Annotated in this window: 16 protein-coding genes; 3 read left to right on the top strand and 13 right to left on the bottom strand. The window is 68.8% G+C overall.

All coding sequences use genetic code 11. The features are described 5' to 3' along the window. From VFX14_13445 to VFX14_13415, 7 genes are all read right to left on the bottom strand, one after another. Positions 1 to 223, bottom strand: a 223-nt coding sequence (locus VFX14_13445; GenBank protein HEU5190685.1) for a hypothetical protein, incomplete at its 3' end; no start/stop codon positions are given. 9 nt (positions 224 to 232) lie between these two features. Further along, the gene (locus VFX14_13440; protein ID HEU5190684.1) at positions 233 to 391 is read right to left on the bottom strand and encodes a hypothetical protein; all 159 of its coding nucleotides are present in this window, start codon (positions 389 to 391) and stop codon (positions 233 to 235) included. 18 nt (positions 392 to 409) lie between these two features. After that, the gene (locus tag VFX14_13435; protein ID HEU5190683.1) at positions 410 to 1,105 is read right to left on the bottom strand and encodes an ABC transporter ATP-binding protein; all 696 of its coding nucleotides are present in this window, start codon (positions 1,103 to 1,105) and stop codon (positions 410 to 412) included. Beyond that, on the bottom strand, positions 1,105 to 1,863 hold the full coding sequence (locus tag VFX14_13430; protein ID HEU5190682.1) for an ABC transporter ATP-binding protein: 759 nt from the start codon (positions 1,861 to 1,863) through the stop codon (positions 1,105 to 1,107). Before VFX14_13430 ends, VFX14_13435 begins: the two co-directional genes overlap by 1 nt. After that, positions 1,860 to 3,191: a branched-chain amino acid ABC transporter permease gene (locus VFX14_13425; protein ID HEU5190681.1), complete on the bottom strand. Its 1,332-nt coding sequence runs from the start codon at positions 3,189 to 3,191 to the stop codon at positions 1,860 to 1,862. Before VFX14_13425 ends, VFX14_13430 begins: the two co-directional genes overlap by 4 nt. Next, positions 3,188 to 4,135 carry a branched-chain amino acid ABC transporter permease gene (locus VFX14_13420; GenBank protein HEU5190680.1) on the bottom strand — a complete coding sequence of 316 codons (948 nt, stop codon included), beginning with the start codon at positions 4,133 to 4,135 and terminating at the stop codon, positions 3,188 to 3,190. The genes VFX14_13425 and VFX14_13420 overlap by 4 nt, the downstream gene beginning before the upstream one ends. 62 nt (positions 4,136 to 4,197) lie before the next feature. Beyond that, positions 4,198 to 5,454 carry a branched-chain amino acid ABC transporter substrate-binding protein gene (locus VFX14_13415; protein HEU5190679.1) on the bottom strand — a complete coding sequence of 419 codons (1,257 nt, stop codon included), beginning with the start codon at positions 5,452 to 5,454 and terminating at the stop codon, positions 4,198 to 4,200. Between the two features lie 134 nt (positions 5,455 to 5,588). Between VFX14_13415 and VFX14_13410 the strand changes: the two genes are divergently transcribed. The 3 genes from VFX14_13410 (at position 5,589) to VFX14_13400 (ending at position 7,879) form a co-directional block, all read left to right on the top strand. After that, a complete protein-coding gene (locus VFX14_13410; protein ID HEU5190678.1) occupies positions 5,589 to 6,161 on the top strand; it encodes a DUF4126 domain-containing protein in 573 nt (190 codons plus the stop codon). 87 nt (positions 6,162 to 6,248) lie between these two features. After that, on the top strand, positions 6,249 to 7,244 hold the full coding sequence (locus tag VFX14_13405) for an ABC transporter substrate-binding protein (GenBank protein HEU5190677.1): 996 nt from the start codon (positions 6,249 to 6,251) through the stop codon (positions 7,242 to 7,244). Positions 7,245 to 7,339: 95 nt separating this feature from the next. After that, on the top strand, positions 7,340 to 7,879 hold the full coding sequence (locus VFX14_13400) for a DinB family protein (protein ID HEU5190676.1): 540 nt from the start codon (positions 7,340 to 7,342) through the stop codon (positions 7,877 to 7,879). 22 nt (positions 7,880 to 7,901) lie between these two features. Here VFX14_13400 and bshA read toward each other — a convergent pair whose 3' ends face one another. The 6 genes from bshA to VFX14_13370 are packed head-to-tail and all read right to left on the bottom strand — an operon-like array spanning position 7,902 to position 14,905. After that, on the bottom strand, positions 7,902 to 9,035 hold the full coding sequence (gene bshA, locus VFX14_13395) for an N-acetyl-alpha-D-glucosaminyl L-malate synthase BshA (protein HEU5190675.1): 1,134 nt from the start codon (positions 9,033 to 9,035) through the stop codon (positions 7,902 to 7,904). Position 9,036: 1 nt separating this feature from the next. Then, a complete protein-coding gene (locus VFX14_13390) occupies positions 9,037 to 9,774 on the bottom strand; it encodes a PIG-L family deacetylase (protein HEU5190674.1) in 738 nt (245 codons plus the stop codon). Next, complete coding sequence (locus VFX14_13385) at positions 9,746 to 10,522, bottom strand: hypothetical protein (protein ID HEU5190673.1); 777 nt, start codon at positions 10,520 to 10,522, stop codon at positions 9,746 to 9,748. Before VFX14_13385 ends, VFX14_13390 begins: the two co-directional genes overlap by 29 nt. After that, positions 10,519 to 12,234, bottom strand: a complete 1,716-nt coding sequence (locus tag VFX14_13380; GenBank protein ID HEU5190672.1) for a sodium:solute symporter — start codon at positions 12,232 to 12,234, stop codon at positions 10,519 to 10,521. Before VFX14_13380 ends, VFX14_13385 begins: the two co-directional genes overlap by 4 nt. Then, positions 12,231 to 12,380, bottom strand: a complete 150-nt coding sequence (locus VFX14_13375) for a hypothetical protein (protein ID HEU5190671.1) — start codon at positions 12,378 to 12,380, stop codon at positions 12,231 to 12,233. Before VFX14_13375 ends, VFX14_13380 begins: the two co-directional genes overlap by 4 nt. Next, positions 12,377 to 14,905 carry a PIG-L family deacetylase gene (locus VFX14_13370; protein ID HEU5190670.1) on the bottom strand — a complete coding sequence of 843 codons (2,529 nt, stop codon included), beginning with the start codon at positions 14,903 to 14,905 and terminating at the stop codon, positions 12,377 to 12,379. The genes VFX14_13375 and VFX14_13370 overlap by 4 nt, the downstream gene beginning before the upstream one ends. Between the last annotated feature and the right edge of the window lie 133 nt (positions 14,906 to 15,038).

The following is a 15,038-nucleotide window of genomic DNA, read 5'->3' as shown; positions in this document are numbered from 1 at the left end:
TCGGCTTCGCAGCAGTGTGGTCGGGGGCCAGGTCGAACTGATCGTCGGAGGCGGTGAGCGCGCACGACTCCTCGACCTTGGCGACGACGACGGCGCGCAGCCGATCGACCCACTCGGCGCCGACGTAGCCCGGCACCGCGAGGAAGCCGTCCTCGAAGTACCGCTCACGCTCCCGCTGGGTCAGCACCAGCGGCGGCAGGCTCAAGATCTGGTCTCGGAGCATTGGGTGAGTCTACCCCGCGCTGGGCACCGGCAGGTCCTTCACATCACGGCCGGAATACGCCTGCGCCTCGGCGCCGCGGTGCTCGAAGAGCCGGGCCATCTCCTGCGTGGCACTGTCGAACACCGGGACCGCCAGGAGGAGCGCGCTCCCGCGACGTCGGCGGTCCATGGGGCTGTCCTGGCGATCCTAGACTTCCAGGTTCTCGCGGCGTACCGCCTCGTTCCGGGCGAGATCGGCCGGCGTGCCCTCGAACACGATGTGCCCATGCCCCATCACGTACACGCGATGGGAGATCTTCAGCGCGATCGTGAGCTTCTGCTCGACGAGCAGGATCGAGACCCCCCGGCGGGCGATCTCGTCGAGGAACTGGCCCACCTGCACCACCAGCATGGGCGCCAGGCCCTCGGTGGGCTCGTCGATGATGACGAGCTCCGGATCGCCCATGAGCGTGCGGCCCATCGTCAGCATCTGCTGCTCTCCGCCCGAGAGCACGCCGGCCGGATTGCGCTGGCGGTCCCGGAGAAGCGGGAACAGCGCGAACATGTCGTCGAAGCTCCAACGGCCGAACTTGCCAGCGCGCTTGAGCCCGAGCTCCAGGTTCTGCCGCACCGTCAGCGTGGGGAAGATCTGGCGATCCTCCGGCACGTAGCCGATGCCCCCGTGCGCGATCTGATCGGGGCGCAGCCCGGCGATGCTCTTCCCCTTGAACAGGATCTCGCCGACGGGCTCGACGAGGCCCATGATCGCCTTGCACGTGGTGGAGCGGCCGACGCCGTTCCGGCCGAGCAGGCTGACGATCTCCCCGGTCTTCACCTCGAGGTTCACGCCCTGGAGGATGTGGCTCTTGCCGTAGAAGGCGTGGAGGTCACGCACCGAGAGCATCAGGCGACCTCCGCGGGCGCGCCCAGGTAGGCGTCCTGCACCGCGCGATTGGCGCGGATCTCCGCGGGTGGGCCGGAGGCGATGACCTGGCCGTACACCAGCACCGTGACCACGTCGGCGAGATTGAACACCACGCTCATGTCGTGCTCGACCATGACGAGCGTCTTACCCGCGGTGATCCGCCGGATCAGCGCGACGGCGTGGTCGGCTTCGCTCCGGCTCATGCCGGCGGTCGGCTCGTCGAGGAGGATGGTGTCGGCGCCGCCCGCGATGGTGATGCCGATCTCGAGCGCGCGCTGCTCGGCGTAGGACAGGAGCCCGGCGGGCACGTCGCGCCGCGCCTCCAGGTGCACGTCGGCGAGGAGCTGCGCGGCCGCCTCGTTGAGGGCGCGCTGGCCCCCCATGAGCTGCCAGAACGAGTACTTGTGGCCCCGCGACCAGAGGAGCCCGCAGCGGATGTTCTCGAACACCGTCATGCGCGGGAAGATCGAGGTCACCTGGAAGCTCCGCGAGAGGCCGCGGCGGTTGATCTCGTGCGGCGCGAGGCCGTCGATGGGCCGGCCGTTGAGCGCGATGGTGCCGCTGGTCACGGGGAAGCGCCCGCTGATCAGGTTGAACAGCGTGGTCTTGCCCGCGCCGTTGGGGCCGATGATGGCGTGGCGCGAGCCGGCGACGACGTCCAGGCTCACGCCCATGATGACCGCCGTCGGGCCGAAGCTCTTCTTCACGTCGGTCAGCCGCAGCGCCGGGGTGCTCATGCGCGAAGCTCCGCCCGCTTCACGTCCTCGCTCACCGCGCTCCAGGCGGCGCCGAAGGCCCGCATGGCCCCACGCAGCCAGAGGCCGCCGCCCAGGAGCAAGGCGCCCGCGATCAGCCAGGGCATGGCGCTGCGCGGATCGATGGTGACCTTCGACAGCGTGAAGCTCTTGCCCTGGGCGGCACCGATGGTCAGGAACGAGCACAGCTCGACGGCAAGAATGAACCCAAGGACCACGAGCAGCGCGGGCACGAGCAGCCTGAGATACGGGCCGACGAGCCGCCTCATGCGCCCCGCGCGCCAGATGGGCTGATGCATGAGGACCAGGCCGGTGAGGCCCATGGGCGCGAACGTGACCATGAGGATGAAAAGCACCCCCGCGTACACGAGCCACGAATTGGAGAGCAAGCTGACCCAGCTCTGGAGCAGCACGATCAACACCGCGCCCACTACCGGCCCCGCGAACACACCCACCCCGCCGATGTAGGTCATGAGGAGCGCATTGGCCGACATGGGGGCGGCCACGGTGTCGTAGGTCACGATCTCGTAGGTGAGCGTGTAGAGCGCGCCCGCGATCCCCGCGAAGAGACCGGACAGCGCGAACTGAAAGAAGCGAACCATGCGGGGGTCGTAGCCCACGAACTGCGCGCGCTCGTAGTTGTCGCGGGTCGCGTTGACCATGCGACCGAGGGGAGTGCGGGTGAGGAGCAGCATGCCCACCACGGACAGCGACGTCCAGACAACGATCAGGTAGTAGATCTGGATGGGCGCGCCGTAGCCCAGCCCGAAGAGGCTATGACCGGTCATGCGGTTCGTGCTCACCCCGCCCTCGCCGCCGAAGAACGTCTGGAACATGAGCGCGCAGGACGTGATGAGCTCGCCGATGCCGAGCGTGATCATGGCAAACGCGGTCGCGCGCTGCTGGGTGGCGAAGTAGCCGAGCACGACGGCGAAGGCGAGGCCGCCCAGCGCCCCGGCCAGCGGGGTAAGCTCAAGCGGCAGTGGGAAGGATCCGCCCTTGGTGGCGTTGAGGACGTGCGCGGTGACGTAGCCGCCGAGCCCCAGGAACACGGCGTGGCCGAAGGAGAGGAGACCCGCCTGGCCCATCAGCATGTTGTAGCTGAGCGCGAAGATGATGGAGATCCCGATCTGGCTGAGCATGGAGACGATGAAGCCGGAGTGGCGTCCGGTGCTCCAGTCATAGGAGAACCAGGGCACGACGAGCGCGATGGCCAGGGCAAGCAGCCAGGGCCACTGGCGGCGAAGAAACCCCGCGGTGCCCTCGGCCGCGACGGGGCGCGCCGCCGTCCCGATCGCACCTTCGCTCATGTGTCGCGGGTCCCCATGAGCCCGCGCGGCTTGATGAGCAGCACGAGGATCAGCATGAGGTAGGGCAGGAGCGCGCCCACCCGGGGCAACGGCATCGTGAGCACCTCGGCGAGCGGGGTGGCCGAGGTCACCTTGAGACCCAGGCGCGCGAGCAGATCAGCGAACGAGACGTCGAGCACCACCGCGTACGTCTGCACCAGCCCCATGATCAGCGAGGCGAGGAAGCAGCCCGCGAGCGAGCCGAGCCCGCCGAACACCACCACCACGAAGACGATCGGCCCCATCGTGGCGGCCATGGACGGCTCGGTGACGAGGTAGTTGCCGCCGATGACCCCCGCGAGGCCGGCCAGCACCGAGCCTCCCGCGAACACGATCGTGAACACGCGCGGCACGTTGTGGCCCAGCGCGCCCACCATCTCCGGATGGGTGAGGGCGGCCTGGATGACGAGGCCGATGCGGGTCCGCGTCAGGAGGAGCCAGATGGCCACGAACATCAAGATCGAGATCAGCAGCATGAAGCCGCGATAGGCGTGGAAGTTGGAGCCGTAGACGTGGAACAGCGCGCGGTCGAGGACGGGGGGCACGCGATAGGGCACGGGGAGCAGGCCCCACGCCATCTGCACGCCCTTCTCGATGATGAAGGCCAGGCCCACGGTGAAGAGCAATTCGGCGATGTGCCCGTTCAGGTGCACGCGCCGGAGCGCGTACATCTCGACGAGGGCCCCCAGCACGCCGCACAGGATCGGCGCGATCACCAGCGCGGGCCAGAAGCCGATCACGCGGCTCACCGAGTACGCGAAGTAGGCGCCGAGCATGTACATGCTCGCGTGGGCGAAGTTGAGCACGCCCATCATCGAGAAGATGAGCGTGAGCCCGCTCGCCAGCATGAAGAGCAGCATGCCGTAGACGAGCCCGTTGAGCAGCGAGACGAGGAGGACTTCCATGTCGCAGCCTTTCCCCCTGCCCGCCCCGCGCGACCCGGAGGGGCAGGGGGAAAGGACGAGCGCTACGCCGCCGGCCGCTTCATGTTGCAGGTGTTCGGCTGATCGAGGTCCTTCGGCAGCACGGTGGCCTCGGTCTTCCAGCCGAGCCCGGTCTTCTCCGAGTCGTACTTCACGCCCTTGGTGAAGACACCCACGAAGTACTCGCTGAGGATCTGATGGTCGGCCTTCCGCATCGTGACCTGATGGCCGAGCATGTCGGTGATGGTGAGACCTTCGAGCGCCGCCGCGAACTTGATGGGATCGGTGGAACCGGCCTTGTTCATCGCCGCCTGCAAGAACTCGAAGATGGTGCGGAAGCCGCCCGCATAGAAGTCGAAGTCGTGCTGGGAGCGGAACTGCCTGGTCCAGCCCTCGGTGTCGGTCTTACCCGTCTCCACCGCGATGTTCTCGTGGAAGGCCATGACCGAGCGCACCTTGCCGTTGCCGGCGGGCCCGATCGCGGTGGCGCCGCCGCCGAGATGCGCATACATCGTGTAGTAGCGCATGTCGAGGCCGGAATCCATGCCGCTCTTGATCAGAAGCGTCATGTCCGGGCCCCAGTTGCCGGTGAGGAGCGCCTGCGCGCCCGACGCCTTGATCTTGGTCACGTAGGGCGAGAAGTCCTTCACCTTGCCCAGCGGGATCAGCTCGTCCCCCACCACCTTCACGTCGGGCCTCAGCTTGCCGAGGAAGGTCTTCACATCGCGCTGCACCGACTGCCCGAAGAGGTAGTCCTGGTTCAGGAGGTACACCTTGGTGACCTCCTTGGGCAGGGCGCGCACCATCGTCTCGGCCTTCATCCCCACGTGCGCGTCCATGCGGAAGTGCCAGTAGCTGCACTTCTCGTTGGTGAGCTCAGTCGCCACCGCGCCGCAGTTGACGTAGACGATGCGGTTATTCGGGTTGCGCTCGTTGTGCTTGTCCACGCCCTCGATGAGCGCGGCCGCGATGTTCGAGCCCGAGCACTGCATGATGATGGGCATGTTCTGGTCGGTCGCCGCCTTGAGCGCGAGCAGCGCCTCGGACGGCTGCGACTTGTTGTCGAAGGAGACGATCTCGAACTTGCGGCCGACGGCCCCGCCGCGCCCGTTGATGTAGTCGAGGATGTACTTGAACTGTTGCAGGTTCTGGTCGCCCACCTGGGCGAACGGCCCGGACAGAGGATCGGTGTACATGATCTTGATGGTGCCGCCCTGCTGCGCGGTCACGGTGCCCGTGCCGGTCCAGAGGGCGATGACGACTACCAGGAGCAGGGCGATGAGCCGCTTGAGCTGGAGCATGGTTCCTCCTCGTTGAGTGGCGCCGCGCGCGCCCGGTCCAAGGCTTCGGGCACGGCGAGGGTATCCCGCTCCGCCGGCCAAGTCAAAGGCGGCCGGCGGGCCCGCGGGCTACAATGACCCGGCGCGAGCGCGGCATGGAGCCTTTCCTCGGAATCCCCGTCGGCCTGGCCCTGAGCACGGCGGCGGGGCTACGCGTCTTCGTGCCGCTGCTGCTCACCGGCCTGGCCGGGCGCTTCGGCCATCTCCCGCTCACCCCCGGCATGAGCTGGATCGCGTCGGACATGGCGCTAGTGGCGTTCGCCACCGCCACGCTGCTCGAGATCGGAGGCTACTACATCCCCTGGCTCGACAACCTGCTCGACACGCTCACGACGCCGGCCGCCATCGCCGCGGGCGTGGTGGCCACGGCGGCGGTTACCCCGGAGCTCTCGCCGCTGCTTCGCTGGACGCTGGCCATCGTCGCCGGCGGTGGCGTGGCCGGCATCGTCCAGGCCGCCACCGCGCTGTTGCGCGTGAAGGCCTCCGCCTTCACGGCGGGGATGGGCAATCCCGTGCTCGCCACCGGCGAGCTCATGGGCTCGCTCGCCCTCAGCGCGCTGGCCCTGGTACTCCCCCTGCTCGCCGCCGCCCTCGCGGCCGCGGCCCTGACTATCCTCGCCTGGCGCCTGGTGGTCGTAGGCCGACATCGGGCAGGACGATCGGCTTGAGGTCGTGGACTCCGGTGATACACTGCTCCCGCTGATTTTAAGGGGCGATGAGTGAGAGGAGGACGTGGGCACGCACGAGGGGATTCGATGATCGCGCTGCGAGTGCTGGACCGTCGACGATTCGTGACGTCACTCGGCATGATCCTCGTCGCGCCGTTCGTCGCGCAGGCCCAGCCGCCGGGAGGCGCTCCCCGGGTCGGATTCCTCTTCTACGGCTCTCCGGGACCCTCGCCAGAGATCGACGCGTTCCGGCGCGGCCTGGGCGAGCACGGCTACATCGAGGGACAGAACATCACCGTCGAGTATCGGTTCGCGGGGGGACGCGTCGGAGAGCTCCCGCGGCTTGCCGCGGAGCTGGTTCGGCTCAAGCCCGACGTCATCGTGACGCCGGGCACGCCCGCCTCACTGGCCGCCAAGCAGGCCACGAGCGTCATCCCCATCGTCTTCGTCGGCGTGGCCGACGCGGTGGGGGCCGGACTCGTCGCCAATCTGGCGCGCCCGGAGGGGAACGCCACGGGATTGACGAGCCTCAACGCCGAGCTGGGCGGCAAGCGCCTGGAGATTCTCAAGCAGGTCGCCCCCAAGGCCTCGCGCGTGGCCGTCCTCTACAATCCGGCCGACCGCGCCAACGTACTGGTCCTGAAGGGGTTGCAAGCGTCGGCCCCGGCGCTGGGCCTGACCCTCCAACCGTTCGAGGTGCGGGACTCTCGCGAGTTCGAGCGAGCGTTCGCCGCGATGTCGCGCAAGGGCGCGCAGGCGCTCTTCGGTGCCACGGGCATCCTGACCACCGAGCACCGCAAGACGGTGGTGGAGCTCGCCGTCAAGAGCCGGATCCCCACCATGTGGGGCGACCGCGAGTTCGTCGACGTGGGCGGGCTCATGTCGTATGCGGCCAGCTTCCACGGCCAGGTGCGCGACTCGGCGGCCTATGTGGACAAGATCCTCAAGGGCGCCAGGCCGGGCGACCTTCCCGTGCAACAATCCAGCACGTTCGAGCTGGTCATCAACCTCAAGACCGCGAGGGCCATGGGGTTCACGATTCCGCCCGCGGTGCTCTCCCAGGCCACCGAGGTAATCCAGTAGCGCGCGCCCGGGATGGAACCGGCCCTTGACGGCCTTCCCGTCCCGGTACAAGATCGTCGCCGCCGGGGCAGCGCCAATTTACTCGGGAGGCACACATGAGACGCATCGCCTACGCATGCCTGTTGCTCTGCGCTTGGGTTTTGGTCGCGGCCGCTCCGGCCCGCGCCCAAGGCACGACGGTCGCCAAGGAGATGGTCGGGGTTTTGCAGCGCGCGGTCACGGAGATCCTCGACGTGGCCGAGGCGATGCCCGAGGCGAAGTACGATTTCAAGCCCGCCCCCGACGTGGCCACGTTTCGCGATCAGCTCGTACACCTCTCCGAAATCGCCCAGCGCTGGAGCGACGCCGCCGACGGGACCAAGAGCGCCGCGCACGACCACGGAAAGAGCCTGAGCAAGGCCGAGGTCATCGCGCTCGTGAAGGACAGGTTCCAGGCCGCAGAGGCGAAGCTGGCCCCGCTCAGCGACGCCCAGCTCCTCGAGCAGGTGAAGTTCCCCATAGGGGACCGCATGGTGAGCCGCTTCGTGTTCTGGACGGCGCCGGTCCTCCAGGTGCGCAACCACTATGGCCAGCTGGTCGTCTATCTCCGCATGAACGGGATCGTCCCGCCGAACACCGCCCGGCGACCGCGGTAGGGGCGACGCCGGGCCCGCGGGCTCAAGGGCACAGCCGCCGGTAGAGGGCTTCGTAGCGCGGAACGATGACGTCGGCGGCGAAGAAGGCCCGCGCGCGGTCCCGGGCCGCTCGGCCCAGCGCGAGTCGGCGCGGGGCATCGTCGATCAAGGCTTCCACCGCGCCGGCCAGCGCGGCGGCATTGCCCGCCGGCACCAGCACCCCGCTGCGGCCGTCCTCCACCACCTCGGGGATGCCGCCCACCCGCGTCGAGACGCTGGGGCATCCAAAGCACATTGCTTCGAGAATGCTCAGGCAGAAGCTTTCCGTGTCCGAGGTGAAGAGTCCGAGGTCGCCGATCTGCAGGTACTCCTCGATGGCATTGACCTTCTCGCGAACGATCACGCGTCCCGTCAGACCCAGCCGCTTCACCATGTCCGCGTAGGGCGAGAACTCCTCGCCGGCAAGCACGAGGAGCTTGAAGTCGCGGAGCGGGCGCACGCGGGCGACCGCCTCCAGCAAGAGGTCGATGCGCTTGCCCGGACGGAGGTTGGAGGAGTGCAGGATCACCAGCTCCTCCCCGAGTCCGAGCTCGCGGCGCACCTCCTCCGGGGTGCGGCGGGGCGCTCGGGGAGCGAAGAAGTTGTGGATCACGTCGATGGGGCCCGCGAACCCGAGCACCTGCCGCGTCTCACTCGCCAGCGACTGGGACACCGCGGTCACCGCGTCGGAGCGGCTCAGCGCGTATCGGATGGCCGGCGCGTAGCCCGGATCCGAGCCGAGCAGCGACGTATCCGTCCCGTGAAGCGTGGTGACCACCCGCGGTTGTCGCTCGGCCGGAAGCATCGCCCGAGCCAGGATCGCCGCCGTCGCATGCGGCACAGCGTAATGGACGTGGAGCACGTCGAGCCGGCGCTCGAGCGTGACCTCGGCCATGCGGACCGAGAGCGGCAGCGTGTAGTCCGGAAATCGGAACAACCCGTATTCGTTGATGACGACCGGGTGGAAATGCAGCCGAGGCGCATCTGCCGGCAGGCGAAACGGCCGCTCGTAACAGATGAAGTGTACCTCGTGGCCCCGGCGAGCCAGGTCCTCGCCGAGCGCCGTCGCGAGAACGCCGCTGCCGCCCACCGAGGGATAGCACGTGATCCCGATCCGGAGCGGCGCGAGGGCGGCCATGTCAGAAGGCCCGGGCCCCGGGCGCCAGCTCGGCCAGCGACCCGAAGACGAGGGGATCCGCCGGGAACAGCGCGATGGCGTGCTCCACGCCGGCCCCGAGCCCGTGGAGCCGGGCGCGCGTGAGCTGGAGCTCCACGTACCGCCGGGCCGCGGTTTGCGACCCATGCGCCTCCATCGCGGCAACCCAAGCGGCGATGAGATCCGAAGCGGATACGTCCACGAGCACGGGGGAGATGTTCCTCGGCTCGGACTCACGCGCCAGCGCGTAGTGGAGGAGCAGCTCGATCCGATGCGGAGCCCACGCGGCGAGCTCCTGGACGCCGCCGAAGCGCGCCAGCCGTGCGGCATCGCCAACCAGCCGTCCCAGGCGCCAGTGATCCGGATGCTGGTTCTCGACGAGGCTCGGAGCAAGAACGACGCGCGGCCGCCTCCGCCGCAGGACCCCGGCCAGCGTGAGGGCGTGCGCCGCGCGGATCTCGAGGTGGGCGTCCCCGTCCAGCTCGATGAGCTCGAGGCTGGCGCCCAGCAGCGCGGCGCCTCGCCGGGCTTCGGCGACGCGCTCTTCGGGGCGGCCGTGGCTCGCCGCCTCGCCGCGTGAGCATACCACGACATGCGCCGACCGTCCCGACCGCGTGTGCTGCGCGATCACCGCGCCGCAACCGAACTCGACGTCGTCGGGATGCGCGCCGAACGCGACCAGGGATGCCGGCTCAGCCGGAGGGCTCGGTGTAGGCTTCATCCGGTCGTTCGATCACATCACGCGGCACGAAGGCGATCTCGGCCACGTCCTCGGGGTGGAGATACGCCTGCTCGCCCTCGCCCGCCACGTAGTGCGTGCATTTCAAGACTGACTGCATCCACCGGAACCGGGTGTCCCGGGCCGGACTGACCTGCTCCTTGGTGAAGGACCGTGCGCCCAGGGTTACGAAGGCCTCTCCACCCTCGTGGAGCAGGAGGTCGCCGTTCCGCATCCGCGCCCGCACGATCTCACCCTCGTAGGGGACGTCCACGAAGAAGTCACTCACCTCGCAGGCGCTCCGCCGCACCGCAGGATCACCGGACCGCATGACCTCGATGCCGTCGAGCCAGCCCAGCCTCCGATACATCTCCAGACAGAAGTCTCCCACCGTCTCGCCCGCGCTCGCCCGGAACCTGTCGACCAGCGGCGCCTCCACATAGTTCGGAAGTTGGCGCGCCGTCCGCTCCTGCCAGCCTTCGGCGATGCGCTTGACGTAGAGTGGCGCGAACTTCCGCTGGATCTTGCTGGTCACGGCGAAGTTCAGCGCAGCGGCCTCGCCGGTCGTGCGGTGGCGTAGGATCGTCCGCGTCTCGCGCGCGTCGTGGTCGCTATCATGGCAGAAGAACACGATGCGTCCACCGATCTGCGACTGGAGCCGGCGCGCTGTCCGAATCTTGGCGACGAGGAAGCGCCGCGGGAAGAATCCGCACGGCTGCTGGCCGAACGCGATGGTGGGCTCCGCGCTCATGCTCCCCGCGCAGCGCCGCTCCGAGTGCGCGTCCCCATGAGGCTCTGGAGGAGCAGGCTGAAAGCCAGGCACGCCGCGCATCCGATCAAGTTGTACCAGAGATAGCCGATGTTGAGAGAGAAGAACATCACGATCACGAGAGCCTGCGCGGCCACCGCCGCCGTGAACACGGCGTCCCCGCCGACGCGACGCAGGAAGAACGCCACGAGGAAGATCCCGAGCATCACCCCATAGAAGATCGAGCCCAGGATGTTGATCGCTTCGATGAGGTTCTCGGCGAAGCCCGCGAAGAGGGCGAACCCGATCGCGAACACCCCCCACAGCGCGGTGAACCGCTTTGCCACCCGCACGTTGCTCGCCTCGTCGTCGGCGGCGAGGGGACGCAGCCGCCGCCAGACATCGACGGTGGTGGTCGTGCCGAGCGCGTTGAGCTCGGATGCTTTCGACGACAGCGCCGCCGCGAACATCACCGCGACGAGGAGGCCGATTGCCCCGTGGGGAAGTTCGCCGAGGATGAACGTGATGAAGACGTAGTCCGAGTCCTTCGTCTTCGCGCGAGAATCGGCGGCGAGGAGCGCCGCCTTCGCCTCCGCGCGCAGACGGTCCGCGCGCTGATGGGCCGCCACCATGGCCGCGCGCGCCGCCTCTTCTCCGCCGGGCTGCGCGGATGCGCGCGCCTCCAACCAGACGCGGATCGCCGCCTGCGTGTCCGCCACCGCAGCGGCGTGCTGGGCCTCGAGCGCCTGCAGGCGCGGGGCGGCGGGGCCCTCTGCGTGCCGGTGCCACTCCGCCCGATTGAAGAACAGGGGCGCTGGCTCGAACTGGTAGAACACGAACAGCAGCGCGCCGAGCAGCAAGATGAAGAACTGCATGGGGATCTTCAACAGCGCGTTGAACATCAGGCCGAGCCGCCCCTCGCGCAGGGAAGCGCCGCCAATGTAGCGCTGCACCTGCGACTGGTCGGTGCCGAAATAGGAGAGGGACAGGAACAGCCCGCCGAACACCCCGGTCCAAAGGGTGTAGCGCCGGCTGGGGTCGAATGACACGTCGACCGCGTTCAGCTTGCCGAGGGCGCCCGCCACGTGCGCGGCGCCATTGAACCCGAGGTCCACGGGCAGCTTGGCGAGCAACACGATGAATGCCGTCGCCATGCCGCCGAAGATGACCGCCATCTGCCACTTGTGGGTCAAGCCGACCGCGGCGCTGCCTCCGGTCACGGTGTAGATGATGACGAGCACTCCGGTGAACACGATGACCAGGTCGAGGCGCCAGCCCAGCACCGTGGAGAGAATGATGGCGGGCGCGTAGATGGTCACGCCGGTGGCGAGGCCGCGCTGCAGCAGGAAGAGCGCCGCCCCGAGCAGGCGGGTCTTCTCGTCGAAACGCCGGCCCAGGAACTCGTACGCGGTGTAGACGTTCAGCCGTCGGTAGACGGGCAGGAAGACCACGCACACGATGATGAGAGCGAGCGGCAGTCCGAAGTAGTTCTGCACGAATCCGATACCGCTCTCGAACCCCTGTCCCGGGATCGACAGAAAGGTGATCGCGCTGGCCTGGGTGGCCATCACGGAGACGCCGATGGTCCCCCACCCGGTCGACGCTCGACCCCTGAGATACGTGTTGAGGCTGTGGATGTCGCGCGTGCGCCATGCCCCGTAGGCCGCGATGCCCACCATCGTGCCGACCAGCACCACCCAGTCGACGACGTTCACGAATAGAACCGGCTGAACGCGGCGAGCAGCAGGACGACGAGGGCGAACCAGCCGAACACGATGAGGTAGAGACCGCGCCAGGTGCGACACCCGGGCAGGCCGGGCGGCTCGGCGTCCGATCGCTCCTCGGCGGGCGGCCGCTTCACTTGCCCAAAGAGACCAGATTGGCGAACAAGCGATAGGCTCCCGGGACGCCTTCCGGAAGCTGCCGGAACCAGGACAGGCTCGTGTAGACGAAATATCCCCGGCCGTGTCGGGCGATCAACAGGCCTCCCTGGAGCGGATCCTCACCGGGATCGCCCGTCGCCAGAATCGGAGTGAATCGCTCGTCCCATTGCTCGGGGAAGTAGAGGCCCCGCTCTTGCACCCAGTCCTTGAAATCAGCATCGGTGATGCGGTTGGGCGTGGTCAGAGCCGGGTGGTCGGGCGCGAGGATGGTCACCGGCGCGTGCTCGTCCGTCACACGGCGCCGGGAGATCCGCATCTGGAACGGCGCCAACCAGTCCGGAGCGAGGCCCTGGGCGAGATTGTACTGAGCGATGAGGGTGCCGCCCGCCTCGACGTATGCGAACAGGACGGAGAGACGCGCGGCGAGATCCCCTCGGACATTGAAGGCCCGGATGCCGATGATCACGGCGTCGAGCGCGTGCAGCTTCTCCGCGGTGAGATCGTCCGCGGTCAACCGCGTGACGGTATAGCCCATCAGCTCCAGGGCGCGGGCCACCTCGTCGCCCGCGCCGGGCAGGTAGCCGACTTGACGGCCCCGGATGGCGAGGTCGAGCGCGACCGTCTTGACGATCGCGGGCGGGTGCAGGAGCTGAAACGGAATGTGGTCGTAGCGCACCTCGATGCGCTGATGATGGAACCGCGCGCCGTCAACCTCCACGCTGGCTCCGACGGACGCGGTGGCGGGTCCGACCGGGGGCGTGACGGTGAACGCCACGCGCGTCCGGGCGCCGAGACTCCCCAGCCGGAACGACTGTGAGGCGGGCGCGACCGCCCAGCCGGCCGGGGCCTCCAGTCGCACGACGCCGGCGGCGCGTGGGTGGGCCGCGGTCACCTCCACCGCCACCGGATGCGCCGCGCCGGGGGCGAACAGCTCGACCGGCGAGATGAAGCGGAGCGACACTGGGGGGACGACCTCGAGCCGCCGGCGGGTCGTGGTGCCCGGCTCCGCCATCGCGGTCGGCTCTCCCGGCACTACCAGTGTCTGGTCGCCGACCTCGAAGACGTACTCCACCGGGAACACGGGCGGGTTCTCGGGGCGGCCGATCCACGACGCGTCGTCGACCTGGAACAGGCCCTCCGTGCCCTCGTGACGCAGCCAGTACGGTTGGCTCGGCGGGGTGCCTCGCGGCACGACCTGGCCGGCCTCGCGGAGAACCCGGTGACCCGACCGCAGCTCGATCGGCTTGGTGAATGGGCGGCGTACCGCCCCGTAGCGCATCGCCACCCAGCGTACGGGCTGCGTCACGCGCGCGGCGCTCGCGATGAGGCGCATTCTCACCCTCTCGCCCGGCACGGCCTCGCCGCGATCCACGACGGTGTCGACGTCGAGGCCGAGGCAAGCCTGGAGAATCCAGTCAAGCTGACGGCGCTTGTCGTTGACGAGCGGCTCGGCCGGGAGGCGCGCCAGGATCCGGCGAATCGCCAGCAAGGCGGGAACGCTCGCCTCGGGAGCTCTCGGACTGAACCGCGCGATCGCCTCGTCGGTCAGCCGTCCGATCTCGGCGCCGCCCGGCACGCGGCTCCATGTCGTGTCGATGCCGTCGAATAGGTCGCGCGCGGCCGGCTCACCGCCGAGGGGCAGAAAGCCCTCCGTCCGCGCCCCCGCCGGAACCTCCCGCGGACTTTCCATGCCGTCCATGCCGAAGCCCTGCGTCTTATGCATGCCTCGACTCCGCGACGCGATCGAGGCGAACGTCTCGCCCAGCACCGGATCGACGCCCGTCACATCGAGACGCACCACGCCGGGCCCGTCGGGCACGGGGGCGGCCACCCCCATCGGCCCGCCGCGATTGTGCAGGATGCGCTTGGGCTGCCAGGGGGCCAGCTCCCCGAGCTGCTCGGGGAACGCGCGCGGATCACCGGCCAGCTTGAAGGCCTCCACCGCGAGGACGGCCGAGGCGGTGTGATGGCCATGGGTGTCGGCGGGAGCCGGCGAAAAGCGCGTCAGAATCACGTCTGGCCGGAAAACGCGAATGACGCGCACGACGTCCGCGAGGACCGCATCCTCGTCCCAGATCCGGAGCGTCTCGCGGTAGTCCTTGGAGTATCCGAAGTCACGCGCGCGCGTGAAGAACTGCTGGCCGCCGTCGAGGCGACGCGCGGCGAGCAGCTCCTGGGTGCGCGCGACCCCGAGCGCCTCGCGGAGCTGCGGGCCGAGGAGATTCTGGCCGCCATCGCCGCGCGTGAGGGACAGGTAGGCGGTTCGGTAGCCACGGCCCCGCGCCAGGTACGTGATGACATGCGTGTTCTCGTCGTCGGGATGCGCCGCGACGTAGAGCACGCTGCCGAGCGTGCTGAAGCCTTGCAGCTCGTGGAGAATGACGGGCCCCTTCGGCGGCTCGCCGGCGCGACCGTCCGCGGGCCAGCCCACCAGCAAGCATACGGCGAGCGCGATCAGCCAGATGATCGGGCCCAGTCGCGTGTCGGCGTGTCTCGGGATCATGCGCGATCCTGCCCCGGGGCGCCGAAGCGTGTCAAGATTCGCCCGACCGCGCGGCGCACTAGTCCACACCGAATGAGTCGATCCGCACCTTGCTGGGATACTTCGGCCAGCGGTCCATGTCGACCTAGGGTCG

Source organism: Candidatus Methylomirabilota bacterium (assembly GCA_035764725.1).
Lineage (GTDB): Bacteria > Methylomirabilota > Methylomirabilia > Rokubacteriales > CSP1-6 > DASRWT01.
The sequence above is the reverse complement of the archived record's forward strand: the minus strand, read 5'-3'. Positions and strand labels throughout refer to the sequence as shown.

Bases quoted from the DNA above. Each gene is read 5' to 3' on its own strand.
- VFX14_13435 (HEU5190683.1), bottom strand. From the start codon at position 1,105: ATGCTCTCGGTGCGTGACCTCCACGCCTTCTACGGCAAGAGCCACATC.
- VFX14_13390 (HEU5190674.1), bottom strand. From the start codon at position 9,774: ATGAAGCCTACACCGAGCCCTCCGGCTGAGCCGGCATCCCTGGTCGCG.
- VFX14_13425 (HEU5190681.1), bottom strand. From the start codon at position 3,191: ATGAGCGAAGGTGCGATCGGGACGGCGGCGCGCCCCGTCGCGGCCGAG.
- VFX14_13400 (HEU5190676.1), top strand. From the start codon at position 7,340: ATGAGACGCATCGCCTACGCATGCCTGTTGCTCTGCGCTTGGGTTTTG.
- VFX14_13385 (HEU5190673.1), bottom strand. From the start codon at position 10,522: ATGAGCGCGGAGCCCACCATCGCGTTCGGCCAGCAGCCGTGCGGATTC.
- VFX14_13415 (HEU5190679.1), bottom strand. From the start codon at position 5,454: ATGCTCCAGCTCAAGCGGCTCATCGCCCTGCTCCTGGTAGTCGTCATC.
- VFX14_13405 (HEU5190677.1), top strand. From the start codon at position 6,249: ATGATCGCGCTGCGAGTGCTGGACCGTCGACGATTCGTGACGTCACTC.
- bshA (HEU5190675.1), bottom strand. From the start codon at position 9,035: ATGGCCGCCCTCGCGCCGCTCCGGATCGGGATCACGTGCTATCCCTCG.
- VFX14_13420 (HEU5190680.1), bottom strand. From the start codon at position 4,135: ATGGAAGTCCTCCTCGTCTCGCTGCTCAACGGGCTCGTCTACGGCATG.
- VFX14_13430 (HEU5190682.1), bottom strand. From the start codon at position 1,863: ATGAGCACCCCGGCGCTGCGGCTGACCGACGTGAAGAAGAGCTTCGGC.
- VFX14_13370 (HEU5190670.1), bottom strand. From the start codon at position 14,905: ATGATCCCGAGACACGCCGACACGCGACTGGGCCCGATCATCTGGCTG.
- VFX14_13410 (HEU5190678.1), top strand. From the start codon at position 5,589: ATGGAGCCTTTCCTCGGAATCCCCGTCGGCCTGGCCCTGAGCACGGCG.
- VFX14_13440 (HEU5190684.1), bottom strand. From the start codon at position 391: ATGGACCGCCGACGTCGCGGGAGCGCGCTCCTCCTGGCGGTCCCGGTG.